Annotated in this window: 22 protein-coding genes and 1 tRNA gene; 7 read left to right on the top strand and 16 right to left on the bottom strand. The window is 72.1% G+C overall.

Annotated elements, in window-relative coordinates; translation table 11 throughout:
- Nucleotides 1-631 precede the first annotated feature (631 nt).
- Both Voc01_RS14680 and Voc01_RS54060 read right to left on the bottom strand, forming a co-directional pair.
- Nucleotides 632-1,354 (bottom strand): HAD family hydrolase, encoded by a 723-nt coding sequence (locus Voc01_RS14680; RefSeq protein WP_203927961.1) that lies wholly within the window; start codon nucleotides 1,352-1,354, stop codon nucleotides 632-634.
- The gene (locus tag Voc01_RS54060; protein WP_203927960.1) at nucleotides 1,351-2,604 is read right to left on the bottom strand and encodes a hypothetical protein; all 1,254 of its coding nucleotides are present in this window, start codon (nucleotides 2,602-2,604) and stop codon (nucleotides 1,351-1,353) included. The genes Voc01_RS14680 and Voc01_RS54060 overlap by 4 nt, the downstream gene beginning before the upstream one ends.
- A 128-nt stretch (nucleotides 2,605-2,732) precedes the next feature.
- On the opposite strand from Voc01_RS54060, the gene Voc01_RS14670 reads away from it, so the two are divergent.
- Nucleotides 2,733-3,326, top strand: a complete 594-nt coding sequence (locus Voc01_RS14670) for a glucosaminidase domain-containing protein (protein WP_203927959.1) — start codon at nucleotides 2,733-2,735, stop codon at nucleotides 3,324-3,326.
- On the opposite strand, the gene Voc01_RS14665 is transcribed toward Voc01_RS14670, so the two are convergent.
- The 5 genes from Voc01_RS14665 to Voc01_RS14645 form a co-directional block, all read right to left on the bottom strand.
- Nucleotides 3,286-3,774, bottom strand: a complete 489-nt coding sequence (locus Voc01_RS14665) for a GNAT family N-acetyltransferase (protein WP_203927958.1) — start codon at nucleotides 3,772-3,774, stop codon at nucleotides 3,286-3,288. The genes Voc01_RS14670 and Voc01_RS14665 overlap by 41 nt on opposite strands.
- 7 nt (nucleotides 3,775-3,781) lie before the next feature.
- On the bottom strand, nucleotides 3,782-4,009 hold the full coding sequence (locus Voc01_RS14660; RefSeq protein ID WP_203927957.1) for a hypothetical protein: 228 nt from the start codon (nucleotides 4,007-4,009) through the stop codon (nucleotides 3,782-3,784).
- A 79-nt stretch (nucleotides 4,010-4,088) separates the two neighbouring features.
- Nucleotides 4,089-4,532, bottom strand: coding sequence for a GNAT family N-acetyltransferase (locus Voc01_RS14655; RefSeq protein WP_203927956.1), 444 nt, complete (start codon nucleotides 4,530-4,532; stop codon nucleotides 4,089-4,091).
- A 22-nt stretch (nucleotides 4,533-4,554) separates the two neighbouring features.
- Nucleotides 4,555-4,749, bottom strand: coding sequence for a hypothetical protein (locus Voc01_RS14650; protein WP_203927955.1), 195 nt, complete (start codon nucleotides 4,747-4,749; stop codon nucleotides 4,555-4,557).
- Nucleotides 4,750-4,828: 79 nt separating this feature from the next.
- Entirely contained in the window at nucleotides 4,829-5,395 is a 567-nt protein-coding gene (locus Voc01_RS14645; protein ID WP_203927954.1) for an SMI1/KNR4 family protein, read from the bottom strand.
- Between the two features lie 26 nt (nucleotides 5,396-5,421).
- Between Voc01_RS14645 and Voc01_RS14640 the strand changes: the two genes are divergently transcribed.
- Nucleotides 5,422-5,751 (top strand): hypothetical protein, encoded by a 330-nt coding sequence (locus tag Voc01_RS14640; RefSeq protein ID WP_203927953.1) that lies wholly within the window; start codon nucleotides 5,422-5,424, stop codon nucleotides 5,749-5,751.
- Here the strand turns inward: Voc01_RS14640 and Voc01_RS14635 are convergent.
- Nucleotides 5,720-8,950, bottom strand: a complete 3,231-nt coding sequence (locus tag Voc01_RS14635) for an alpha/beta fold hydrolase (RefSeq protein WP_203927952.1) — start codon at nucleotides 8,948-8,950, stop codon at nucleotides 5,720-5,722. The genes Voc01_RS14640 and Voc01_RS14635 overlap by 32 nt on opposite strands.
- Before the next feature lie 136 nt (nucleotides 8,951-9,086).
- A complete protein-coding gene (locus tag Voc01_RS14630; RefSeq protein ID WP_203927951.1) occupies nucleotides 9,087-9,842 on the bottom strand; it encodes a hypothetical protein in 756 nt (251 codons plus the stop codon).
- Between the two features lie 248 nt (nucleotides 9,843-10,090).
- Between Voc01_RS14630 and Voc01_RS14625 the strand changes: the two genes are divergently transcribed.
- Nucleotides 10,091-10,735, top strand: coding sequence for a trimeric intracellular cation channel family protein (locus Voc01_RS14625; protein WP_239160193.1), 645 nt, complete (start codon nucleotides 10,091-10,093; stop codon nucleotides 10,733-10,735).
- Nucleotides 10,736-10,779: 44 nt separating this feature from the next.
- On the opposite strand, the gene Voc01_RS14620 is transcribed toward Voc01_RS14625, so the two are convergent.
- On the bottom strand, nucleotides 10,780-12,084 hold the full coding sequence (locus tag Voc01_RS14620; RefSeq protein WP_203927950.1) for an SPFH domain-containing protein: 1,305 nt from the start codon (nucleotides 12,082-12,084) through the stop codon (nucleotides 10,780-10,782).
- Between the two features lie 144 nt (nucleotides 12,085-12,228).
- Here Voc01_RS14620 and Voc01_RS14615 point away from each other — a divergent pair, with 144 nt between their 5' ends.
- Nucleotides 12,229-12,444 carry a hypothetical protein gene (locus Voc01_RS14615; RefSeq protein ID WP_203927949.1) on the top strand — a complete coding sequence of 72 codons (216 nt, stop codon included), beginning with the start codon at nucleotides 12,229-12,231 and terminating at the stop codon, nucleotides 12,442-12,444.
- Here Voc01_RS14615 and Voc01_RS14610 read toward each other — a convergent pair.
- Both Voc01_RS14610 and Voc01_RS14605 read right to left on the bottom strand, forming a co-directional pair.
- Complete coding sequence (locus Voc01_RS14610) at nucleotides 12,441-15,155, bottom strand: RNA repair domain-containing protein (protein ID WP_203927948.1); 2,715 nt, start codon at nucleotides 15,153-15,155, stop codon at nucleotides 12,441-12,443. The two genes, Voc01_RS14615 and Voc01_RS14610, sit on opposite strands and share 4 nt — an antisense overlap.
- Complete coding sequence (locus tag Voc01_RS14605) at nucleotides 15,155-16,864, bottom strand: RNA ligase family protein (protein ID WP_203927947.1); 1,710 nt, start codon at nucleotides 16,862-16,864, stop codon at nucleotides 15,155-15,157. Before Voc01_RS14605 ends, Voc01_RS14610 begins: the two co-directional genes overlap by 1 nt.
- A 126-nt stretch (nucleotides 16,865-16,990) precedes the next feature.
- Here Voc01_RS14605 and Voc01_RS14600 point away from each other — a divergent pair, with 126 nt between their 5' ends.
- Nucleotides 16,991-17,479 carry a DnaJ family domain-containing protein gene (locus Voc01_RS14600; RefSeq protein WP_203927946.1) on the top strand — a complete coding sequence of 163 codons (489 nt, stop codon included), beginning with the start codon at nucleotides 16,991-16,993 and terminating at the stop codon, nucleotides 17,477-17,479.
- Between the two features lie 74 nt (nucleotides 17,480-17,553).
- Here Voc01_RS14600 and Voc01_RS14595 read toward each other — a convergent pair whose 3' ends face one another.
- Nucleotides 17,554-17,892 (bottom strand): hypothetical protein, encoded by a 339-nt coding sequence (locus Voc01_RS14595; RefSeq protein ID WP_203927945.1) that lies wholly within the window; start codon nucleotides 17,890-17,892, stop codon nucleotides 17,554-17,556.
- Nucleotides 17,893-18,306: 414 nt separating this feature from the next.
- Here Voc01_RS14595 and Voc01_RS14590 point away from each other — a divergent pair.
- Both Voc01_RS14590 and Voc01_RS14585 read left to right on the top strand, forming a co-directional pair.
- Nucleotides 18,307-18,379 (top strand) — tRNA-Asn (locus tag Voc01_RS14590).
- A 474-nt stretch (nucleotides 18,380-18,853) separates the two neighbouring features.
- The gene (locus Voc01_RS14585; RefSeq protein ID WP_203927944.1) at nucleotides 18,854-19,111 is read left to right on the top strand and encodes a hypothetical protein; all 258 of its coding nucleotides are present in this window, start codon (nucleotides 18,854-18,856) and stop codon (nucleotides 19,109-19,111) included.
- Nucleotides 19,112-19,256: 145 nt separating this feature from the next.
- Here the strand turns inward: Voc01_RS14585 and Voc01_RS14580 are convergent, their stop codons facing one another.
- From Voc01_RS14580 to Voc01_RS14570, 3 genes are all read right to left on the bottom strand, one after another.
- Complete coding sequence (locus Voc01_RS14580) at nucleotides 19,257-19,559, bottom strand: hypothetical protein (RefSeq protein WP_203927943.1); 303 nt, start codon at nucleotides 19,557-19,559, stop codon at nucleotides 19,257-19,259.
- Between the two features lie 95 nt (nucleotides 19,560-19,654).
- Nucleotides 19,655-21,661: an AIPR family protein gene (locus Voc01_RS14575; protein WP_203927942.1), complete on the bottom strand. Its 2,007-nt coding sequence runs from the start codon at nucleotides 21,659-21,661 to the stop codon at nucleotides 19,655-19,657.
- Complete coding sequence (locus Voc01_RS14570; protein ID WP_275423718.1) at nucleotides 21,658-22,404, bottom strand: PD-(D/E)XK motif protein; 747 nt, start codon at nucleotides 22,402-22,404, stop codon at nucleotides 21,658-21,660. Before Voc01_RS14570 ends, Voc01_RS14575 begins: the two co-directional genes overlap by 4 nt.
- Nucleotides 22,405-22,466: the final 62 nt, after the last annotated feature.

Below are 22,466 nucleotides of genomic sequence, written 5' to 3'. Positions count from 1 at the left end.
CCGGGCATCGTCACCCTGTTCTACCAGGTGGACGCCCGCGCCCTGGCCGGGTCGGCCGGTGGGCAGCTGTGGTGGGTGGTGGCTGTCGGCCCGCTCCTCGCGGCCGCGGGCCTGTGGCTGCTGGCGCAGCGGCGGCAGGTCGACCCGCTGCAACCGGGCGACACGCCGCGCTCGGTGTCGGTGTGGGCGGCGGGCGGCGCGCTGCTCGGGGTGTTCGCCCAGTCGTACCTGTACGACCGGACCTTCACCTGCGAAGAGGTCGACGGCTGGAACCCGCCCTGGGCCACGGCCGAGTACACACCCGTGAACCTGTTGGCGCACAACGTCTTCTCGTACGACCTCGGGCTACCGGTCGTGGGTGTCCTGCACGCGGTCGCGTTCTGGGTGGGGTTGACGCTGACGCTCACGACCGCGGGGCTGCTCGGGTTGACGGTCAGGTGGGCGGCGGCACGGTCCGCGCCGGCGGCCCGCGCCGTGCGCCTCGCCGCCGGTGGCGTGCTGGCGGTCGCCGGCCTGTTCGCGGCCGCGCACGCGTGGCGGGAACGGGTCTCGTGGCAGGGCGAGACCTGGCGCGCGCCGGATCCGCTGATCTCGGGCAGCAACGCGGTGTGGGAAGCGTCCGTCGGCCGGGTCAACCCGCGCGTGGCGACGGTGCTGACGGTGGTGCTGCTCCACGTTCTGCTGGTGGCCCTGGTCTCGCTTCGAGCCCGGCAACGGCGGCGACGACTTCCGGAAACGTCTCGACAGACCCGGTGACGTAGCGCGGGTCGAACTCGTCGAGGCGGCGCACGCCGCTCTGCAGGCAGGCGATGAACCGGATCCCCGCACCGCCGGCCGCGAGCGCGTCGCCGGGTGAGTCGCCCACGTAGACACAGTCGGCCGCCGCGAGCCCGGTCTCGGCGAGCAGTTCGTCGAAGACGCGCGGATCCGGCTTGCGGTACCGGGTGTTGCCCTGGTGGTAGGCGGCGCTCACCCGCGTGGCGAGCACGTGGTCGGGCGCGAGCATGTGCGCGACCTCGGTCTCGGTGCGCGAGGTCAGCAGCAGGACGGTCCGGCCCTGCTCGACCAATTGGTCGAGGGCCGCCAGGTTCTCCGGCGGGATCACGTCGAGGCGACCGGCGGCCAGGTACTCGCGGTGCACGTCCGGGAACAGGGCCGCGAACCGGTCGAGGTCCACACCCGGCGACCGGTGCGGCATCGCGTCGAGCAGCACCTCGCCCCACGTCGACAGGTGTACCGCGCGCGACATCGGCGGCCGGCCCATCCGCTCGAGGACGTCGTTCTCGAGGTCGAACGAGGCCGCCTCGGTGAGGCACAGCGTGTCGTCGACGTCGACGACGACGGCTCTGATCACTTCCGGTGCATCCTGTACCGCAGCACGAGAAACGGCAGACCGTAGAGGGAGAACGCGTGCTCGGCACGCAGTTCGCCGCCGTCGACGTACACGTCGAGCTGTTCCGCGAAGCCGTGCACGGCCAGCGTCGTGAGGTCGCGGGTCTCCGGGTCGATGTAGCTGAGGTAGTGACCGGGGTGCGCGAGCGGGCTCCGGCTGGTGAGCACGAGCCCGCCGCCCGGGCGCGGCACCGGCAGCAGCGTGGCGGTGAAGCTGGCCTGTGGCACCGGAAATCCGACGCTGACGTAGCCGCGGCCCTCGTGCCGGTACGTCGTGTAGACGCCGACGTAGATCGGCTCGTCGGTGTCGGCGAACGACCGGATCCATCCGCGCACGGCGACGAGGTCGGTGCCGTGGGGCGTGATGGTGTCGATGCGGCTGCGCACACCCCGCAGCGTCTCGCGTTGGTTCATCGGCACGTTGGCCTGTCCCAGCGGGCGCGCCACGAGCGTCCGGTAGACCAGGTAGCCCGGCCGCACCCACAGCCGCCACTCGGGCACGATGTCGAGCCGGAAGCGGGTGGTGTGCTCGTAGAACTCGCGCACCAGCGGGTCGACGCCGGCGGGGTCGAACTGCGGACCGGCGAGGTCGTCGAGGGACGCGACGATCCCCACGTCGTCGGCGTCGGCCCGGTAGGTACCGCCGAGCACCCCGGCGAGCCCGCGCACGTAGTCGGTGCCAACGTACCGGGTCCGGGCCTCCAGCGGGACCACGAACGGCAGGTCCTCCGCCGGCACGCGCTCGGCCAGCAGCGCCACCTGCGGGTCGCGGAACAGCACCGCCGACAGGGCCCGGAAACCGACCACGGCGCTCGTCGCCACCGCTGCCGGTGGCGCGTCCCGGCCGCCGGCGAGGCGCCACGCGGTCCCCACCGCGGCACCCACGACGGGACCGAGCGCGACCTTCTGCGGCCGCAACCCGAGCGCGCCGGCGACCGCGCCCGCGGCCAGGCCCACCCCGACCGGACCGGCGTGGGTGAGCCGCCCACCGAGCCAGCCGGCCGGCGCCGCGAGCGCGCCGCTCATCGCCACCCGCGACCACCACGCGGGTATCTCCCCCGGCCGTTGCCGGGCCCGCGCGACCGCCTCGGTCGCGGCGAGGGCGGCCGCGCCGACCAGACCGCCGGTCGCGGCCGCCCGGGCTCCCCGGCGACCGGCGATCGCGGCGCCGGCCACGGCACCGACGACGGCCGCTGTGGCGAGTCCTTTCATGGCCGCACGCTAGCAAACCGGTCCGCGGGCGTGGCTGCTGTGGCTGGCTGTACGTGGCAACCGGTTCGCACCCGTCGCGCACCCCGACCCCCGCTCGCCGGTCCGCCCGGTCCACGCATGATGCGGGCATGGCAGCTGGGTTACGCCGGATCGTCGCGGCGACCGTGGGTGCGGTCCTGTCGGTCACCGCTCCCGCCCTCACCGGAACCGATCCCGACGCATACGCCGGACCGACGGGCCGGTTGTCGGCCGACCAGCGCGCGTTCCTCGCGAACGCGACAGCGGTCGCCCGCACCAGCCAACGGCGGTACGGCGTTCCGGCGTCGGTGGTGATCGCGCAGGCCGTGCACGAGACCGGCTGGGGGAAGAGCGACCTGGCCCGCTCGTCCCGTAACTACTTCGGGATGACGTGCGGGTCCGCGGGCGGCGGCCCGATCGCCGCCGGGTGCCGCAACGGGCCCGACCGGGTCTGCGACCGCGCCGGGTGCCGGGCGACGGTCCACTCGTTCCGGGTGTACCGCTCGATGGACGACTCGTTCGCCGACCACGGCCGGTTCCTGTCCACCGATCCCCGGTACCGCAAGGCCTTCGCCGCGCGTGGCAAGCCGAAGACGTTCGTCAAGCGGATGGCGAAGGCGGGCTACGCCACCGATCCCCGCTACGCCGAACGCATCGTCCGCATCATGACGAAGTACCGCCTGCAGAAGCACGACCGTCGGTGAGCTCCATCTCGTACTCGATCAGGACCGGGTACGGCGGGAACGTGCTCCGCGAGCGCTCTTCCGTCGCCATCCAGCCCATCTTCTCGTAGAAGCGGCGGGCCCGGCGGTTCTCCTCGAAGACGCGGAGCCGCGCCGACGGTTCACCGGAGGCGGCCAGAAGGTCGACGAGTTCGGCGTGCACGGCCGCGGCCAGTCCGGTGCCCCAGGCGCTCACCGCGAGCCCGAAGTGCAGGAGCTCGTTGCCGCGGACGGCCGCGAACCCCTCGATCGGTCCGCCGTCGCGCCGCACCGCGACGTGGACCTGGACGTCCCGACCGGTGATCTCCGACGCCCACCGCGCCTCCAGCCGCGACCGCGGGAACGGGTGGACCTCCTGCGGGAAGATGTGGCCCAGACCGGCCTTCGCGCCCTCCTCCTGCACGTCGAGAAGCTCCGGAAGGTCCGCCATCGTGGCACTACGCAGCAGCATCGGTGTCGAAGGGCTCGAAGGTGTGCTTCTCCGACGGGTGGTCGTCGGAGAGGATCCCGGAGCGGATCGCGCCTGCCAGCACCGTCCACGTGTCGGGGTCGGTGTTCGGGCGCACGACCCAGTGGAGGTACTCGCCGTCGTCGGTCGACGCCCAGCAGACCAGATCGGACGGCGGGTCGACGACCCGGGTCAACCGCGCGACAGCGGAATACATGACATCGCCTCCCGTACGACGCTGGAATGTCGATCATGGGCGAACCGCCACCGGTCGGCAACTCGGGGCAGGACAAGGCCTAGTCCAGGTAGAGGCGGTAGCCCTGCGCGACCGCGCGGAAGCCGCGGGACTCGTAGAAGCGGTGCGCCGCCTCGCGTTCGGCCCGCGAGAGCAACTGGACCTTGTAGCACCCCGCCCGCCGGGCCAGCCCGACGGCGGCCTCCAGCAGGGCCGCGCCCACTCCCGTCCGCCGGTGTCCCGGGTCGACCACGACGTTCTCGACCAGCATGAACGGCCGGCCACCGCGCGTGAGGTTCGGCAGGACGGCGCAGTCGACGGTGCCGACCACGGTTGCGGCGGCGTGCGCGAGGAGGATCGTCCGTCCGGCCTGTGCCTCGATGTCCCGCCAGATCCGGGCCGCGGCCGGCGTCGTCAACGGCGGATCGGACGGATGCAGTTCGGCGTACAGGCCGAGCAGCGCGGGCAGGTCGGCCTGGGACGCGGGACGGACCTCGATCGGCACCCGGCGAGTGTAGACACCCGGACTACGAACGGCTCCGGATGATCGACACCGTGGGACGGTCGGCGCAGGTGGTGGGCGACAGTCCCGCCCGCCGCGCGGACGCCGACGGGAGCGACGGCAGCGACCACTGTGACGCGGACGAGGCGGCGTCGAGCACGCCCACGTGGCTCCGGAAACGGATGCGACGGGTGATGTGGGGGTTCCCTGCGGCTGTCACCTCCCCATCGTGGCCGCGGCGGCGTGCCATTCGGGTGCGGGCGGAGGTGAGCTCGGTTGCGGCGCCTCGGTTGCGGCGCCTAGGGTGCCGCGCTGAACGCCTCGACGGCGGCCAGCAGCCGGTCGAGGTGGTCGCCGAGGTCGTCGCCGACCACGGTGACGCCGTACTCCGTGCCGCTGTAGACGCCGCCGTGGTAGGCCGCCTCCCGGAGCCGGTACACCCGCCCGTCTCCGGTGGCGACCGCGAACAGGTCGCCGCCGCCGTTGCTGCCGAACACCACGACCTCGACGCTGTCGGCGAGCGGCTCGGCGATCCGGTCGGCGCGACCGCCCTCGACCGCACCGACCATCAGGTCGACGGAGTGCAGGAAGTGGCCGTTGCCGATGTCCGGCAACCAGACCGGCCCGACGTGCCGGTGCAACGCCACCAGCTCGTCCGGTACCCACGGCAGGCGCTCGCGCAGCCCGGCCAGCTCCGCCTGCGTGGCCGGCGGACCGACGTGGTGCCCGTCGGGTTCGTACGGGTACGTCGACAGGACCTCGCGAACGGCCCGGTCCGTGGCGGCACGCAGCCGCGCCGCCCAGTCCGTCAACCGGTCCCCGTCGTCCATCGGGTCGCCCCTGTCCCCCGTCGACCATACGATCATCCGGCACAGCGTACGGGGAGGTACCCATGGAACGGTCCCATCGGCAGGCCGGGCGCGGCGTGACCGTGACGCCTCTGGCGTCGGTCGGCTGGTCGGAGTCCATCCCGGCGCTGGTGGCGGCCGTGGTCGGCGCGCACTTCCTCCCACTCGTCCCGGTGCTGGGCGACCCGCACCTGCGGTTGCTCGGCGCCGTCGTCTGCGCGGTCGCGGCGGCCGGTCTGGTCGTGGGGCTCGCCACCTCGGTGGCGCCGGCCGTGGTCGTCGGTCCCGGGACCGGCGCGGCGCTGCTCGGCTACGCGATCCTGGCCCTGGCCCTGGCGCGGGCTAGCGGTCGTGGCGGTTCAGGTGGGCCGTGAGCAACGGGTACACGTCGGCCGCGGCGGTGCGGCCGATGAGCGCGTCGAGGTGTGCGTAGCCGGGTAGCACGATCCGCTCGCAGTGGCCGGGGCCGTTGGCCGCGGTCAGCCACTCCAGGGTCCGGAGGCTCCCGGCGGGGCGGAAGATGTCGTTGCACTCGCCCTGCACCAGCAGCACCGGGAGTCGCAACCGCTCGGGGTGGGCGGTGTAGCGGGCGGCGACACTGCGCTGGCGCACGATCCGGGAGAGCTGCTCCAGCGCGGGCACGCTGCCCACGTCGAACAGGTCACCCAGGGCGTCGTGGGTGGCGTCGTCGAGCTGTGCGTGTCGATGCGTCGATCCGTACAGGGCGTTCACCCAGTCGCAGATCGCCCTGCCGCACCGCTCGCCGGGTGGCGCGGGGACGGTCCGCAGCAGGGCGTTGGCGGCAAGGGCCGGCAGCGACCCACCCCGCGCCGGTGCGAGGTGCCGTACGCCGGCGGCGCGCACGACGCGTCCGATCGGCAGTGCGCCCTTCAACGCGTTGAGGGTCGATGGGACCGGGTGCAGCGTCGACTGCATGCACACCGCCGACCGGACTCCCCGGAGCCCGGCGGCCAACGCCATCATCAGCGTGAGCGACCCGACGCAGTGCCCGAGCGCGTGGGTCGTGCCGCGACCGGTCCGCCGCAGCACCTCGGCGACGGCGGTGGGCCAGTCGACGAGCGCGAGGTGGTCGATGGTGAACGCCGAGCGGGCGGACGGCAGGTCGATGCTGGCGCGGTAGTCGAACAACCAGACGTCGTACCCCGCGGCGACGAGGTGCTCCACCAGGTTCTCGGCGATGGTGTCGACGAGGAACGACGTCGCCGACATGCTGAACCCGGGCGCGAGCATCACCGGGCCGCGCGGCCCTCCCCGGTAGCGGACGAGCCGCAGCCACGCGTCGGGCCCCGCCTCCTCGCCGCCGTGCCAGGTTCCGTCGGCGGCGCACCACCGCGGCTCCGGTTCGGGGAGACGGAGTGCGCGTCGCCGGCCGCGCAGCCCGATCACCCGGCGGGCGGCGACCGGAACGCCGCCGAGCCACGGCATCGCGCGCGCGTCCCGCGTTGTCGGCGCGGCTCTCGGTGTCAGCGGGGCGAGCCGCACGGAGCCCAGCTGCCGCAGGAGGTCCGTCGCCGTGATGCTCGCGGTGCCGGCCGCGACCACCCGGTCGGCAGCGCACTCCCGGACGACGACCGACAGCGTCGTGGTCTCACGCCACAGCGCACGCGCGTCCATCGACGGGTGGACCCGTTTGGTTCCGGTCAGCGCGAACCGGTGGCCGTCGTCGGAGACCAGGTCGAGGGAGTAGCGGGCGTCGAGGTGACCGTCGGCGTCGACCCGGAAGCCGCCCCGCACCACGCGTAGCCGGCGCGGCGCCAGTGCCGGTGCCACCACCGCGCCGGCAACCGTCCACTGTGGGTCGAACGTGCCCGGACGGTCGGTGGACAGGGTCAGCCGCAGGTCGAGCGGGGTGCCGTCGGCAAGGCCCTGCGCGGCTCCGGCCTGCGGGTCACCGTCGGCGTTGCGACCGAGGTGACCGCGGAGGCGCTCGGTGAACCGCAGCCGGCCCCCTCGCCCACCGGGGCGCGACGACGTTCCCCGCGGGGCGCGGGCGGCGACGATGAGATCGGCGCAGCGTTCCGCCAGCGCAGTGATCGTGAGGAGCGGGTTGGCCACGAGCGACCGGGGAACGATCGCCCCGTCCACCACGTAGAGACCGTCGTGCACCTCGTCCGAGGCGCCGCTGAACACGCGTCCACTGTGGTCGACGACGCCGTGGCGTCCGTCGTCGCCCACCGGCGCGCCGCCGAGCGGATGCACCGACACCCGCTCGGTCGGCCCGGCGAAGTGGTCGGTGACGAGGCGACCGCCGACCGCCGCGGCCACCGCCCGCAGCGCCCGCGCGTCGGGCCGGCTGATTCCGCCGACGACGCGCACGCCGACGGGATCGGGGGCCCGCACCAGCCGCCCGGTCGCCTCGTCGGCGTTGACGAGCAGCAGCATCAGCGTGCGGTCGGCCGGAATCCGGTGCGAGCGGGTCACCACGTCGCGGAGCCGGCGCGGCGACGGCGCGAAGCCGGCCCGGCCCTCGGCGCGCAGCGCGAGAGCCGCGGCGGTGAGCTCGGCGAGAGCGGTCGGGACCACGCCGTCCTCGACGAGCCGGCCGTCGTCGAGCCTCAGTACGCCGGCGATCGTGGGCCCGGGCGGATCCGACGCCGACGCGGGCCGCCTGGTGCCCCAGCCCGCGATCGGCGCGCTGCCGCCGTAGCAGAACGCCAGCGCGCCGCCGTTGCCGGTGAAGGCCGCGCCGAGCCGCCGCGACAGCCGCAGCCCCGCGGCCCGCGACCGCAGCAGGATCTCCGTCGACCCGAGCGCGCCGGCGGCGAGCACCACCACCGGCGCCCGCACGAACCCGGTCGGGCCGGCCATCGACACCGTCCACTCCCCGTCGGACCCGCGCAGGACCGTCCGCACGTCGACGCCGGTGAACAGGTGTGCCCCGTGCGCCACGGCCACCGGAAGGTAGGTCGTCGCCAACGTGGACTTGGCCCCGTGGTTGCAGCCGGTCGCGCAGTTTCCGCAGAGGGTGCAGGCCGCCTGTTCGTATCCGACGTGGTTGGCGCCGGCCCGGAAGCTGATCGTCACCGGGGGCCGCTCGACCCGTCCGCCGAGCGCTGAGCCGATGCGCTCCAACGCGTCCACTCTGGACGATCGCGGCCAGCCCTCCGGATACCGTGCCGCGCCGAGCATGCGCTCGGCCCGGTCGAGGAACGGCGCCAACGCGTCACCCCGCAGTTCGACCGGCCACCGCGGGTCTTCGAAAACCGCCGCCGGCGGACGCGTGACGACGCCCGCGTTGATCAGCGAGCCGCCGCCCAGCCCACACCCGAGCACGACGCTGCCCGACCGACCGGTGCGGAGATCCATCAACCGGTCGGTCCGGCCGAACCGCCGCGTGTCGGTGCGGACCTGGAGCTCCGCCGCGAGGGCGGCCACGGTCTCGGGGAACTGCCCGGGGCGCAGTTCCCGGCCGCGTTCGAGAACGCAGACCCGCCACCCGGCCGTCGCGAGGCGGGCCGCGCAGACCGCCCCGCCGTATCCCGACCCGACGACCACCGCGTCGTAGTGGTCGCCGAGCGCATCGACCGGAGCGGCCAACCCTGTCGAGTTCATCGAATCCACCCACCGTCGGGGTCGCCGTGGTGTACGTCATCGATGATGGCCTACATCAGGCCGTCGGCGCCTCGGGGCGTGACGCCTGCCCCTTACCCCGACCCCTGCGGACACCTACCCCGACCCCTGCGGACGCCTATCCCGACCGGCGGAGGCCGGGAACGACGAGGTTGAACAGCTCGATCCCGGGATCACGGAAGTCGCGGTTGACCTTCGTGCACTCGGCCGGACCGAGGAACTCCGTCGCCTGGGTGAACGCCGTGAACTCGACGTGGATGACGGCGTTCTCCTTGCGGGCCAGCAGGATCTGCTTGTCGGCGCGGTCCTTGCCCGACGCCAGCACCTGCGAGGTGAACTGCAGGTACGCCTGGTCGCCGATGCCCCACGCGTCCTCGAGGGCGGACATCGTCCGCGGCTTCGAGATCTCGCGGAAGTACAGGTTCTTCGCGTGTCCGAACTCTTCGGTGGCTTTCTCGATGCTGCTCGTGAAGCGGTCCTTGCGCACGATCTCCACGAACACCTCGAAGACGTAGAGGCCGGCCTGGTCCCACTTGCACGACCCGTCGCCCGTGCCGGCGGCCGGCCGGCCCGCCTGGCCGCCGGTGAACTTCTTGCCGTTCTCGCCGGAGAACAGCGCGCACACCGTGTCGACGCTGGTGTACGGCCCATCCTCGGTGGTGGCGTACACGACCGCGCCGGCGGCCGGCACCCCGAGACACACGAACGCGACGAGGATGAGGACCACGACGAGTGCCGTCCTACCCCCTCCACCCCTGCGCGGCGGCACCGGTGCGAACGGCGGTCCCGGCGGCGGGGGCGGATAGGTGACCTGCGGCGGACCGGGATACTGCTGGGGAGGCCATCCACTGTCGTAGGGCTGGTTCGGTTGCACGCCGGAACAGTACGTGGAGATCGACGGCCCCGCGGCACACGGACACCGCGCGCCACGAACCCGCTCGGAACACCTGTCACGGTGGTCCGACCGCCGGAAGTCGCCCGGAACCTGGTGCGGTTGCTGGACTTCGTCGGCCCGTCCACGTCGGCACCGGCAGCCACCCGGGCGACCGGCGCGCCCACGGCGTCGCCACGCAAGCCGCACGAATACGGTACGGCCCGTGCGGTCGTCTAGGCTCGGTGGGCGTGTCCGTCGCGCTCGTCATCACCATGCTCGAACTGGTCGGCCTGTTCACGTTCGCCACGTCCGGGGCGCTGCTGGCCATCCAGAAGGGCTTCGATGCCGTCGGCATCCTGGTGCTCGCCATCCTCACCGCGCTCGGGGGTGGCATCCTGCGCGACCTCATCATCGGCGACACGCCACCGGCCGCGTTCACCGACGTGATGTATCTGGTGGTGCCGGTGGTGGCGGCGGCCGTCACGTTCTTCGCGCATCCTCTCCTGCAGCGGTGGACGTTCACCGTGCTGATCTTCGACGCGGCCGGGCTCGGGCTGTTCTGCGTCACGGGCACGCTGAAGGCGTTGCGGTTCGACCTCGGGCCGCTGCAGGCGGTGCTGCTCGGGGTGATGACAGCGGTCGGCGGTGGAGTGCTGCGTGACATCACCGCGCGGGAGACGCCCGCGCTGGTGCAGGCGGACTCCAGCCTGTACGCGATCCCGGCCGCGCTGGGGTCGGCCGGGGTCGTCGGTGCGTACCACGCGGGGCTGCCGCTGGGGATCGTCGGCACCGCGGCGGCGGTGTTCGTGTTCGGGTTACGGGTGGTGGCGATGGTGCGGCACTGGCGGGCGCCCCGCGCCTGGACCCGACGACGACCGGAGGTGGGCCGGTGACGTCGGGTACGGCGCGTATGCACGAAGTTCTGCGGAGCGGCTGATCAACGAGTCGCGTCTCGTAGAGCGCCGACGACGGCCGTGAGCTCCGCGATGAGACCGCCCACGGTGGTGCTGTCGGCACCGCCGATCGTGACGGCGCGGAGCTCGGCGGGTTTCGGCATCTTCGCGACGATGTCGGGGAGGCGTTCGACGAGCTGCGCCTGGATGCTGGCCGGGGACTGGGTGTTGGCGATGTCGCCGCGGATGCGGTCGCGGTCGAGGGCGAGCACGGCGTGGTCGTGTTCGGCGGCGGCCGCGGCGCGGGCGAGGGCCAGCTCGCCCTGCTGTTCCAGGGCCCGGAGAGCCTGGTCGTTCTCGACGCGGGCCTGGTTGACCTCGTGCTCCTGCCGCTGCCGCGCCTGCCTGATGGCGAGGGCGTGGGTGGCGGTCTCGTTCTCGAGGTCGGCGAGCGTGCGGGCGTCCTCCTGCTCGCGGCCGGCGCGGCGGACGCGTTCGGCGGTGTCGCGGTCGAAGCCGGCCGCCTCGTTGCGGTGGCGGAGCTCGCCGAGCTCGCGCTCGTCGGCGAGGCGGCGGGTCTCGCGGGCGCGGGCCACGCTCATCTCGCGTTCGGAGACCGCGTCGGCGGCGGTCAGCTCGGCGAGGCGGGCCAGGCGCTCCTGCTCGGCGCGGTAGGGCTTCTGCAGGTTCTCCCAGAGCCGCGACGAGCTGACCACCGCCTCCTTGATCTGCACGGTGACGATGCGCAGCCCGAGGCCTTCGGCCACCGAACCCAGCCGCGACGTGAGCTCCTCGATGATGGGCTGCTTGTCGCTGAGAACCTCGTGGACGCTCATCGTGGCGACCTTGTCCTTCACGGCCGCCTCCGCCTGCTCCTTGAGTTGCAGGTTCACCAGGCGCATCGGGTCGTCGGGGTCGCTGAAGTCGAGCTTGCGGTACGCGGTGCCGAAGTCCTCGATGATCCACTGGACGTACGCCTGTACCACCACGCCCTGCAGTTCCCGGCAGATCGAGAACGCGCTGATGAGGATCGTCTGCATCGCGCCGGGCACCACGAGGAACGCGTCGGTCTGCGGCCGGTAGCGGAAGGAGACCCCGAGCCCGACGTGCAGCGGGTCGGCCCTGCCGCGCCGGGTGTGCACGACGAAGGCGTTCGGCGGCACGAGCACGGTCTTCCACCGCCCGAACCCGGTGATGCGGACCTCGACCCGTCGGTCGGGCTCCGCCGCCGCCCGGCTGCGCTCCGTGGGCGGTGGTGCGCTGCGCTTGGACCTCAGGTTCTCCTCCAGCACCTGCTGCTGGGCGACGACCTGCTCGAGATACTCGTTCCGGTTCTGGGTGGACGCCATCACTACCTTCCCGTTCGAAGTCAGTCCAATGTCTAGTGGGCCGGGTCAAGTTCTCAGGTCCGCCCCCGCGGCGGCCGATAGTGAGGTCGCCAACTCCGTCGCCGGGCGAACCGTCGCCCGGTACCGGCCCCGAAGGCGGGTCCCATGTCAGTCAACGCGATCGGCTCCGGCACCGCGCTGTCGCTCAGCCTCCCCACCGCCACCAACCAGCGGCAGGACCCGGAGGCGTACCAGGCCGCGGTCAACGCGCAGGCCGACTTCCTGCAGGCCACCCGGAACGCGGACCTGCCGGCGAAGGTCGCCGCCGACCTGCCCCGGGCCGAGCGGACCGACGGCGGGGTCGTCGACATCTACCTCTAGACCAACGTGGGCACGGATCCGCCGTCCGCCCACTCCACCTCGACACCCGTCAGGCCGGCGCACCACGGTTCCGCGAGAGCCGTGAGCGTCGGCCTGTCGACCGGGTCGCGGCCGAGGCCGACCGCGTACCGGTGAACCTCCACAGTGGACTCGAACGGGCGCGGCCACGCGTGCGCGTCCGGGGTTCCGGCGTCCTCCAGCGCGGTCAGCAGCGACCGCACCCGTCCGCGTACCCGGCCGAGCGTCACCTCGTCGGCCGGCACCGACAGCACCGCCCAGGCGGCGTGCCTCCGGTGCATCGGCGGCGGCGCGAGGAGGTCCGCGGGGTTGTCCCACGCCTCGTACAGCTCCTGCGTCACCAGGTCGCGCCACCCGGGGCCGACCTGCTCGGTGCACAGCCGCACCGGTTCGGTCGGCGTGTAGATGGACAACGCGCGGCCGACCGCGTCTCCCGGTGGTCCGTCGAGCGTCACCGGGTCCCGCCAGTCCCACGCGGCCCACGTCTCGAAGAACGGTCGCCGGTCGCGCACGGCGCGGGCCGCCAGCACCGCCCACGCGATGCCGGGGATCCCGCCGTGCGGCGCGGAGTCGAGACCGCGTGCGCGCGCCCACGCCTTGACCGTGCGGGCCAGCGCGGCGAACTCCTCGCGGCGCCCGTCGACGGCGGCGAGGATCGCGTCGGCGTCGCTGACCGCGCGCAGCGCGACCGCCGCCGCCTCGCCGAGGTCGGTGCGCCGTCGCACCGCCTCGGCCGGGTCGAGGTCGCCGGTCGACACGACGACGAGGTCAGTGGTCAGCCCGTCGGTCGTCAGCCTCAGCCCGGGCACGCGGGCACCGACCACCGCGCGGACCCCCGCCTCCGGCACCGCCGCGCGGACCACCTCCGCGACCCGGTCGAGGTCGTCGGCACCGGGCAGCGCGGCGACCAGGTCGAGGTCGGCGCCGGGCCGCGCGCAGCCCATGCGGCGCGAGCCGACGACCTCGACCACGCCCGGGGCCAGGGCCGCCGTCAGCCGCGCGGCGAGCGCATCCGCCGGGCCGTCCACCGTCCTCTGTGGACCATTCTCCGGGGACGCCCACCGCACGGCACCGGTGCCCAACGCGACCGTCGCCCGCACCCGCATCGGCTCGTCGCCCCGCCGTGAGAGGACGACGAGGTCGCCGACCCGTGCGGTCATGGCCTCCAGGCGCACGGTGCGGCCGTCGCGGGACCGGCCCAGCGTGAGGTGCGGCGTGTAGCCCTCGGCGCGGCCCCGGCAGCGGGGGAACCGGCGTTCGAGCTCGCGCCGGAGCGCGGCCCACGGTGCCGGGTCGGCCGCGGCCGGGTCGAGCCACACCGCGGTGTTGTCGCCGAACGTCCGCACGCCGTCGAGGCGGGCGGTGAACGGCTGGACGCGCGTGGCGGCGTCCGCGAGCAGCGGCACCGCGCGCTCGAAGTCGGCCTCCGGCACGAACCCGAAGAGCAGGTTCACGTGCGGTGGCCACCGCTCGACCTGCGGGTCGTGCGCGGCGCGGACGCGCTGGATCGCCGGCCACAGCTCGGCCGGCGGCAGCCACGCGACGGCCGTGCGGGCGGTCGGTGCCACGTCGAGGACTGCGGTATCTCCGGGCAGCCCGTCGTGCGGGCCGGCGACGAGATCGACGGCGACGCCGAAGTGGTCGGAGACGAATAGGCCGTCGTCGGTCGCGGGCGTGTCGCCGAGCCGGGTCGCGGCCGTCGGGCGGAACAGGGGACCGCGCATCAGCACCCGGTCGATGCGCGCCGCCCGCTGCGACAACGAGGAGACGGCGGCGAGCGGGTTGACACCCGGGTCGAACGTGGGGGTGTCGTCGCCGTGCAGGTCGGTCCAGGCGTCGCGCATGCCCGTCGTGGCAACGGGTGTGGTGGTGCCGTCGTTGAAGTCGCCGAGCAGCACCACGTCGGCGTCGACGCCGCCGAGGCCGTCGGCCAGCGCGGTCAGCTCACGCAGCCGGTGGCCGGCGCCGTCGGCGGTGTGGTCACTGGTCAGGTGGGTGCCGACCACGACGAGCGGACCGGCGGCCGTCAGCACGGTGAGCCCGGCGGCCGCCTTGTACGGGCCGAACGCGTGCCGGCCCGCTTCCCGGACCGGAAGCCGGCTGAGCATGAGCAGCCCGCTCGCCTCGACGTCGCGCCCACGCGGGTCGGAGTCCACTGTGTACTGTCTCCGGACCCAGGGCGCGGCGAGGATCGCGGCCAGCAGCCCGGCCTGCACCTCCTGCAGGGCGATGACGTCGGCGTCGGCCCGTTCGAGGGCGGCGAGCAGCAGCGGCCACCGGCGGGCGGTGTCGATGCGGTCGCTGTCGTAGCGGTCCCACAACGTGTTCCAGGTGAGCACCCTGACGTGGGTGGCCGTTCCCGGCTCGGTGGTCTCCTGTGCCCGCCACCCCGCGTCGTACGCGTACGCGGTGCGCGCGGTGAAGAACGGCGCGCGTAGCAGCCGCGCCTCCCGCACGCGTCCGGCGCCGGAGGAGTCGATGCGGTCGACGCCCGCGGCGCGGTCCCACACGAGCTCGCCGTCGGCCTCCACGAACAGCACGCGGTGCCACGGAATGTCGCCGCCCGGAACGAAGTTCGGCAGCGGGACCCGCTTGGGCGCCGCGCCGCGCACGTTGATGCCGAGCACGAACCGGGCCGGGTCGAACCGCGGGTCCCACCGGACGCGGTGGTAGATCTCCTCGCTCGTCCGCATCACGGGTCCTCGCTGTCGAGCGTGCCGGCGACGTCGTCGACGGTGCCGTTCCTTCCTACGTACCAGGTGCGGTGTGCCTCGAAGGGATACGGCGGCGCGAACCGGTGCAGCTGGTTGTCGAGCACTCCGGCGGGAACGGGGTGTTCTCTGCGCCCGTTCCTGCGTACCAGTTCCGCTTCGGGTACCAGGAGCACGGCGTGGGTCAGCCAGGCGTCGCGCCGCCGGGCCACCGCGTGCACGACCGCGCGCTGCTGGCCGTTGATGGACGTGGCGTCCCAGACGACGGTTCTGTTGGCTTTCAGTGCCGCGTCGAGCCGGTCCAGTCCACTGTGGAGGATCTCGGTGTTGGCGCGTTGGTCCTGCCGGCTTCCGCGGGCGCCGCGCATGTCGTCGAGCGAGATCCGCTCGTCTGCGGCGAGCGTGGCGAGGAACGTGCTCTTGCCGCTGCCCGACGGGCCGACGGTGAGCACCAGCCGCGGAAAGTCGTTGCCGCGCCAGCGCCACGTGTACGGCCGGGCCTCCTCCGCGGTCGAGATGCGACCGGCGGCGTACGCGTCGCGGGCCTCCGCCCAGCAGCGGTCGGCCGCGTCGGGGTCGAGGCCGTCGAGGCCGGCACGCACGCCGGCACGCAACGGGCGCAGGGGTTCGGGACCGAGCAGCCCGGCGTCGTCGGCGTGCAGCATCGACCACTCGACCTGCTCGCGCTCCTCCTTCGTGGCGGCCACCGTCGCGGCGACCGCGTGCAGCACGCCGGGATCGACGGCCGCCGCCATGCGGACGAGGCCCGACCGGCGCTGCCCGTCGGGAACGGCGCGGTGCAGGGTGGCGTGCAGCCCGACGAGGTCGGCGACCCGCCGGGCGAGCGGCATTCCGAGATTCTCCGCGAGGGACGGCATCAGTTCGGAGCGGCGCCGGTCGTGGAGCAGGGTCGCCAGGACGCCGGCCAGCCGGGCGTCGCCGGTGCGCTGTGCCACGTCCAACCGGGCCGAGACCTCGGCGACGGCCCCGCCCCCGGTCTTCCCGCCCCCGATCGCGGCGCTCAGCGCCGCGGCGTCGGGCGTGCCCCCGGACCTGACGTCCCACAGCACCGCCGTCGGGCCGAGACCGTTCGGAACGACGGGCGCCTGCATCCAGTGCGTGTCGGTCTGGACGTGTGCCGGGCGCACCCACTTCGCGACGCGCGCGGCGAACCCGGCGCGGGGGAAGCCTTCCGTCGTGCGGACGACGAAGCCCTCCTGCCGCGCGGTGTCGAGGCGCAGCGCGCGCAGGGCCCGCTCGTCGAAGATCCCGCGCCACAGGGTTCTCGGCACGGGCACACCGAGCATGCGCGCGAAGCGCACCGTGCCGGCCCAGTCGAGGCAGTCGTCGCCGCGCCACACGGAGAACGCGTAGAAGTAGCTGTCGAGGTCGTCGTAGGCGATCGAGTGGCGCGCGAACATGTTCTCGCCGCAGACCCGCCAGCCCGCCGGGATGCCGCCGGCGATCCGCCCGTGCAGCGCCTTGACCCAGGCCCGCGACGGGTGGTGCGCGGAGTCGAGGGAGCGGGCGTGCAGCCCGTCGGCGTACAGGGTGGTGTTCTCGCCGTCGAGCTTCTCGGTGACCACGACCTCGCGGCCGGCGAACCCGGACAGGTCGGCGGCGGTGACGTCGTCGGACGCCTTTCCGGGCGACCACGGCAGGTGCGGGGTGCGCGGGTAGTGCGTGCGCATGGTCCCCTCCTCTGTCGCGGCCTTCCTCGCCGGCGGTCCAACGGTAGGTACCGGCTCCCGGTACCTCAACCGTGTTTCCGACCGTCCACTGTGGAGCTTGTAGAATCGTCTTTTTGGGGGCGTCTGATGACCGAGCGACGACCGGCCGGAGTCAACTTCGAGACCTGGATCGACCGGCAGATCCGCGAGGCCGGAGACCGCGGCGAGTTCGACAACCTACCCGGTGCGGGCAAGCCGTTGCCCGGCGCCGGCCAGCTCGACAACGAGAACTGGTGGCTCAACGGCTATCTGCGGCGCGAGGGCGTCACCGGCGACACTCTGCTGCCGCCGGCGGTGCTGCTGCGGCGCGAGGCCGAGGAGCTGCCGTCGGTGGTCCGGCGGATGCGGTCGGAGGCCGAGGTGCGCGAGACGGTGGCCGACCTGAACAGGCGGATCGTGGAGTTCCTGAGGCAGCCGTCGGAGCTGCGGATCAGCGTGCGACCGGTGAACGTCGACCGGATCGTCGAGGAGTGGAGGGCCCAGCGGCCGGCCGACCCGCCGGCCGGGTCCCCGGCGGCCGACCCGGAGGTCGGGCCCGACGTGCCGCGGCGCGGTTGGTGGCGGCGCCGGCGCTGACGCCGGTCCCATACGGGTGTGAACATGGCGAACGGCGGGCCGGATGCCCGGCCCGCCGTATCAGCGAGTTTGATCTAGTAGCTGGTACCCGTGCCGCTGGTGCTGGTCGAGTTGCTACTCGGACGGGTGACACCCGATCCGGTGGTGGCGAGAGTGGTGTCGGACTCCGAGCCGCTCAGCAGGCTCTGACCCACCTTGGTCTCGGCGAGCTTGGAGTTGCTGAGCTTCTCCTTGCCCGTCGACGCCAACCTGGTGGCCTGCTCCTGGACCACTCCGCGGGCCTCCTGGACCGTGGGGTGCTCCCGAACCTTACGGGCCGTAGCCACAATCTCTTCGTACTTCTCGCGACCGGCCCGGGCGCCGAGAACGAAACCCGCGGCCAGACCGCCCAGGAACCACAGCTTGCCGCGCATGCGACCTCCTCCTTCAGGCGACGCGAGTCGCCGTTAGTCACGCGAACGGACGTGTTGCGTCGTCTGTCCGTGCATACCCGTACATGGTGCCGGTGACACCTGCTTCCCGGGGGCGAATGCCGGCAAACGTGGGTGCCGGCGCGTCGCGGTCGACACTCCGGTCAGGTTCACGCTGCCGGGTGGACGCCTCCGGCGGTGCCGGGTGGCCCTGCGTGGTGGGCCTGCGTCGTACTGGCTGGATGGTGCCGCCCGGCGGCCTGGCTGAATGCGCTGCCCGACGGGCCTGACCTGCGGCCCGACGGGGTTGGTGGGGCGTGCCGGCACGCCGCTCGGCGCGTCGACATAACCCCTGTGCTTGGGGCCGGGCACATCATGTACTCTAGTCCGGTCGCCCTCACTGTGGTGTGGTCGCGATCCCCCATAGCTCAATTGGCAGAGCAGCCGGCTGTTAACCGGCAGGTTTTTGGTTCGAGTCCAAATGGGGGAGCTCTCACCAGGGCAAACGCTTGCATGATCTTGCCGATTACAAGCGGATCCCCACTTTACCCCCATTTTATTGCTGCGTCTCAGCACGTCGGCTGTGCGCCGTCAGATCTGTCGACCTTCCAGGGTGGGCCGCCAGGTCCACGAACACGGTGCTCGACCTGACGGCTGAATCCGCAGATCCGAACCGCCTCCGCGTCCCTGCCAGTACCGGGTCGGAGACGCTTGAGTGACGCCTGGTGTCGCTGGACGAGTTCATCGATGTCGTGCAGCAGGAGACGGGCGGTGCCCCGAACCGGTGGCCCTAGGCGGCGCGCAGCTTCGCCGCTACCGCCCGAACGCGGGCGCAAGGTCGCCGCTGAGTCGGGCTGGCCCGTTGGCGGCCGCGTTCGCCCGGGTCCGCGGCCCTGGCGCCAGCGCCGACACCGGCCACTGCCGAGCCGCCCACAGCCGTACATATGTTCGATACACTCCGGCGATGAGCTCCAACGGCCACGACCGCGACCTGCGGCAAGCGCGTCTTGCTTACGTCGCTGCGGTCCGACGCCTCGACATCGCTTTGGACCACCTCGGGGTGGCGGACGTCCCGCTAGATCCTGGCCCGAGCAGCGAGCCGACGCCGTGGACCGCACAGCACGTCGCCGTCATGCGCGAGGTGACGGAAGCCTTCGTCGAGGTGTTCAACCGTCGGCGGACGTGGGACGGGATGCGTCGCGACTGGAGGCCATCACATTGACCGGTCACGGCCAGCCGCGCTACTCACGGCGCCGACAGCACTCCGGACACTGGCGTCCGCAGACCCGCGGCCCATCGTCAGGGATAGCGCCGGCGCGGCGGTGCCGGGCTCAGGGCAACGCGGTTGAACGAGCTGAGACGCAGGTTCAGACGCGCTTGGCCATGAGCGCGCTGGTCGCCGTGGCGTAGGCGCATTCCAGGGCGGGGAAGGGATGGGTGCGATAGCACTCGACCGAGTTGCTGGTGATCCGGAGAACGCTCTTCTGCAGGATCCAGCTGTTGAACCGATTCTTCGCAGCGCCTCCGAGAGTGGTGGCACGCAGTCGGATTCGGTCGAGTAGCGCGTCGAGCGCCGGTCCCCAGATCACGTCCGCGCCCTTGCTCCTAACCTTTTCAGCGGCGTACGTCCAGAACGCGTCCACGAAGGCGATCCAGAGAGCCTGGGCCACTGGGCGCTCGTGGCAGACGCCTCCTTGTAGCCGGTGCTGGCGAGCTGGGTCAGCGTACGTCAACAAGGTCGACTACGGGTCCCCCGTCGCTGGCTTCAATCAGAGCGACGGAATCCCAACTGCTCCGCCTCGACCATCAGCTGCAGCGCTTGAACTGCCTGCTTGTCGCTGATCTCCGTATCGTTACTGAGATAGCGGCCGATGCTGAAAGCAAGCTGGCGCTGCCACGGTTTCAGATTCTGAGTCTCTTTCGCCCATTTAGCGACGGCGAACCAGTCCTCGGCCGGGATCTGCTCGACCTCGGCGATCGTCGCGGACTCGTCGCGCTGGTCGGAGATCTCGACCGTGTCCTCGACCGGCGCGCGGGTGAGTTCGTCAACGAGGTCGTCGGGCACGCTCCAGGCGATGTCGAGGACTGCCTCCCAGCACTCGACCCGCTTGGCCCACTCGCCCACATGCGTGCCGCGTAGCGGATGGAAGATCACCTCTCGCACAGGGCCACACAGGTCGTCGATCGCCGCGGTCAAAGCCGGGGTGAGGGCCTGTTCCCGCCAGATCCGGTCGAGGTCGATCCGTCTCCCGGCGGCCTCGACCAATCGCGCAACTGTGTACGCGACGATGTTGATCTTGTAGCCACCGAAATCCCGCGCCGCGACCACGCGGTCGGCGGCTTTGAACAGGATCGCCTTAGCGATCAGACGCTGGCAGTAGGCCACGTCGACGTCTGGCGGGGTCTCGCCCATGTTGAGCATGAACTCGCGGAAGTTTTTTTCGGCCCCGCGGCTGACGTAGTGCGGCAGCTGCCCATGAGCATGGACATACTTCGCCAGGTCGGCCTTGGTGAACTTCTGCGACAGCGGGTTGAGCGCCTTGAACCTGCGCTGGTTGGCCGGCGTGCGTTCCAGCGCGAGCGCATCGGTGTACTGACCCCGTGCGCGCTCGTAGAACCAGCGGGTCTCCTGGCCGCTGCCGTCGACCGCCGGCGCCCACATCGAACGGGTGACCTTCTCGACGGCGATGTGGAACGGGTGGTTGGAACTGAAGTCGGCGAGGGTGACCTTGTTCTGGGTGTTGGAGTACCGCGAGATCTGGGGCACGATCTCGTGCACCCGATCGGCGGAGACCACGTTCAGCTTCATCTGGACCCAGACCCGGCTGAGGTCTGCCTTGTCCCGTGTGTGCGCGTAGTGCAGGGACGCGGTTGTCTGCCCACCGTTGACGATCTGCAGGTCCCGGATGCGGCTGATGGCCCGCCCGCCCTCGGGCAGGGTCACTATGTCGACCTCGGATGCGGTCGCGGTGATGCCATTGTTATAGGCGAGGAAGTCGTCGGGGCTGTTCAGGAGGGTGTCGCGAATTCCGCGGTTGACGCCTCCCTTGGTCTGCAGGAACGAGCGGACGTTGAGTTCGAGCAGCCGGGTTCCGCAGAGGCCGTAGAGATCGGACAGGTCCTGGCCGGGGACCATCGCGAGCATCACGGTGTAGCCTCGGTCGCCGGGTGGGGTCGACAGACATGCGACCGGAGGGTCGAAGTCGACATGGATCGGCTCGCTGAGGGTCCCGGAGGTGGTCAGCCGGTGCAGCCGTTGCAGATCCCAGATCTCGTAGGTAACGGCGAGTCCGTCGACCTCGGCCGCGGGAAGGGCCGGCACGGCGCTGATCATGTCGGTGAGCAGGAAAAGCCTCAGCCGTGGCCCGTCAGCGAGGGCCTTCTCGATGGCGGTGCACATGTCGTGGACGTCGGATGACTCATCGATGTCGCGGGCGAGCCCATCGGCGCACCGCCGGACGAAGGTCGCCAGTCGCTTGAGCAGCATCTCGGCCTGGCTACGAGGCAATCGGTCCTGACGGGGCTGCAGGCTGAACGCGGTGATGAACAGGTCGAGCGTGCCGAGCGAGTCGTTCGATCCGTACCCGTTCGCCTCTACCCCGTGGGCCCGGTGGTAGGCGAGGAACGTGTTCTCGACCTCGCCGGCCTGCTCCAGGTCGTCCAGCACGCGGCGGGTGAATGCCTCAGGGGCGGTGAGGTTCTCGGTCTCGGCGGTGGCGAGGACCTCCGCCACGAGGGCCTGCGCGTAGGTGTCGAGGTCGGGGCGGTTCACGTGTCCCCCTTCAGTATCCGGGGCAGTTCGTCCGGTGGGATGACGAAGCGGTCGAGCCCGGAGGTGTCGATCTGGTACCGGCAGTCTCCGACGCCGGGCCGCAGGTCCGATTCCACGATCCGGGGAAAGTCGTCTACGACGTGCCAGAATCTCAGGTTACGGCGGGTGTAGCGGGGCTCGGCATACAGGTGACGGTCCCCCGGCAGGTATCCCGAGCGCAGTAGCAGATCCTCGAATCGTGGCAGAGCCGCCGTCCCGCTGACTGCCGCGGTGATGTCGTCGATCGCGCGGTTGATGGTCTCGCCGGTGCCGCCCCGTCGTTCGTCGACGGACATGTGGGCGAGCACAAGCGTGCTGATGCCGGCCCGGTCCAGCTGGCGCTCGCTGGTGATCGTGAGGTGCTGAGGCTGGCGCGTGGCCGTGGTCTTGACCTCTACGGCCGCCGTCGCGAGCTGGAAGTCCTGGTTGGTCCCTGTCGGGCCGGTCCATGCCTCGACCGCAGTCAGCTCGGACAGGACCGGAAGCAGATGGTCACGGAGGATCGCGAGCTCGCCGTACAGACCCAGTCGCGCTTCTGGCGAGAGACCTGTGTCGGCGATCGACCGGAGCAGAGCACGCCAGTGCTCGAACCGGCGGATCGCCTCGCTCAACGCCTGGTCGGGTCCCTGTGCGGCAGCGGCGGCGGAAGCGACATCGGTCGCGAGGGGGTTGAACACGTCGCGCAGGTCGTCGGAGGTAAGGATTATCCGTAGATCGACCAGTCCGTCGCCGGCCGAGGCGAACTCGACGCTGATGCCCCGCGTCT

Origin of the sequence: Virgisporangium ochraceum (assembly GCF_016863655.1) — a bacterium.
In the GTDB taxonomy this organism is placed as follows: domain Bacteria; phylum Actinomycetota; class Actinomycetes; order Mycobacteriales; family Micromonosporaceae; genus Virgisporangium; species Virgisporangium ochraceum.
This window is presented reverse-complemented; position numbering and strand designations above follow the sequence as displayed.

Excerpts from the sequence above, each read along its gene's own strand:
- Voc01_RS14615 (WP_203927949.1), top strand. The coding sequence starts at position 12,229 with ATGTCAGTCAACGCGATCGGCTCCGGCACCGCGCTGTCGCTCAGCCTC.
- Voc01_RS14585 (WP_203927944.1), top strand. The coding sequence starts at position 18,854 with ATGAGCTCCAACGGCCACGACCGCGACCTGCGGCAAGCGCGTCTTGCT.
- Voc01_RS14635 (WP_203927952.1), bottom strand. The coding sequence starts at position 8,950 with ATGAACTCGACAGGGTTGGCCGCTCCGGTCGATGCGCTCGGCGACCAC.
- Voc01_RS14640 (WP_203927953.1), top strand. The coding sequence starts at position 5,422 with ATGGAACGGTCCCATCGGCAGGCCGGGCGCGGCGTGACCGTGACGCCT.
- Voc01_RS14595 (WP_203927945.1), bottom strand. The coding sequence starts at position 17,892 with ATGCGCGGCAAGCTGTGGTTCCTGGGCGGTCTGGCCGCGGGTTTCGTT.
- Voc01_RS14665 (WP_203927958.1), bottom strand. The coding sequence starts at position 3,774 with ATGGCGGACCTTCCGGAGCTTCTCGACGTGCAGGAGGAGGGCGCGAAG.
- Voc01_RS14600 (WP_203927946.1), top strand. The coding sequence starts at position 16,991 with ATGACCGAGCGACGACCGGCCGGAGTCAACTTCGAGACCTGGATCGAC.
- Voc01_RS14645 (WP_203927954.1), bottom strand. The coding sequence starts at position 5,395 with ATGATCGTATGGTCGACGGGGGACAGGGGCGACCCGATGGACGACGGG.
- Voc01_RS14605 (WP_203927947.1), bottom strand. The coding sequence starts at position 16,864 with ATGCGCACGCACTACCCGCGCACCCCGCACCTGCCGTGGTCGCCCGGA.
- Voc01_RS54060 (WP_203927960.1), bottom strand. The coding sequence starts at position 2,604 with ATGAAAGGACTCGCCACAGCGGCCGTCGTCGGTGCCGTGGCCGGCGCC.
- Voc01_RS14670 (WP_203927959.1), top strand. The coding sequence starts at position 2,733 with ATGGCAGCTGGGTTACGCCGGATCGTCGCGGCGACCGTGGGTGCGGTC.
- Voc01_RS14620 (WP_203927950.1), bottom strand. The coding sequence starts at position 12,084 with ATGGCGTCCACCCAGAACCGGAACGAGTATCTCGAGCAGGTCGTCGCC.
- Voc01_RS14660 (WP_203927957.1), bottom strand. The coding sequence starts at position 4,009 with ATGTATTCCGCTGTCGCGCGGTTGACCCGGGTCGTCGACCCGCCGTCC.
- Voc01_RS14610 (WP_203927948.1), bottom strand. The coding sequence starts at position 15,155 with ATGCGGACGAGCGAGGAGATCTACCACCGCGTCCGGTGGGACCCGCGG.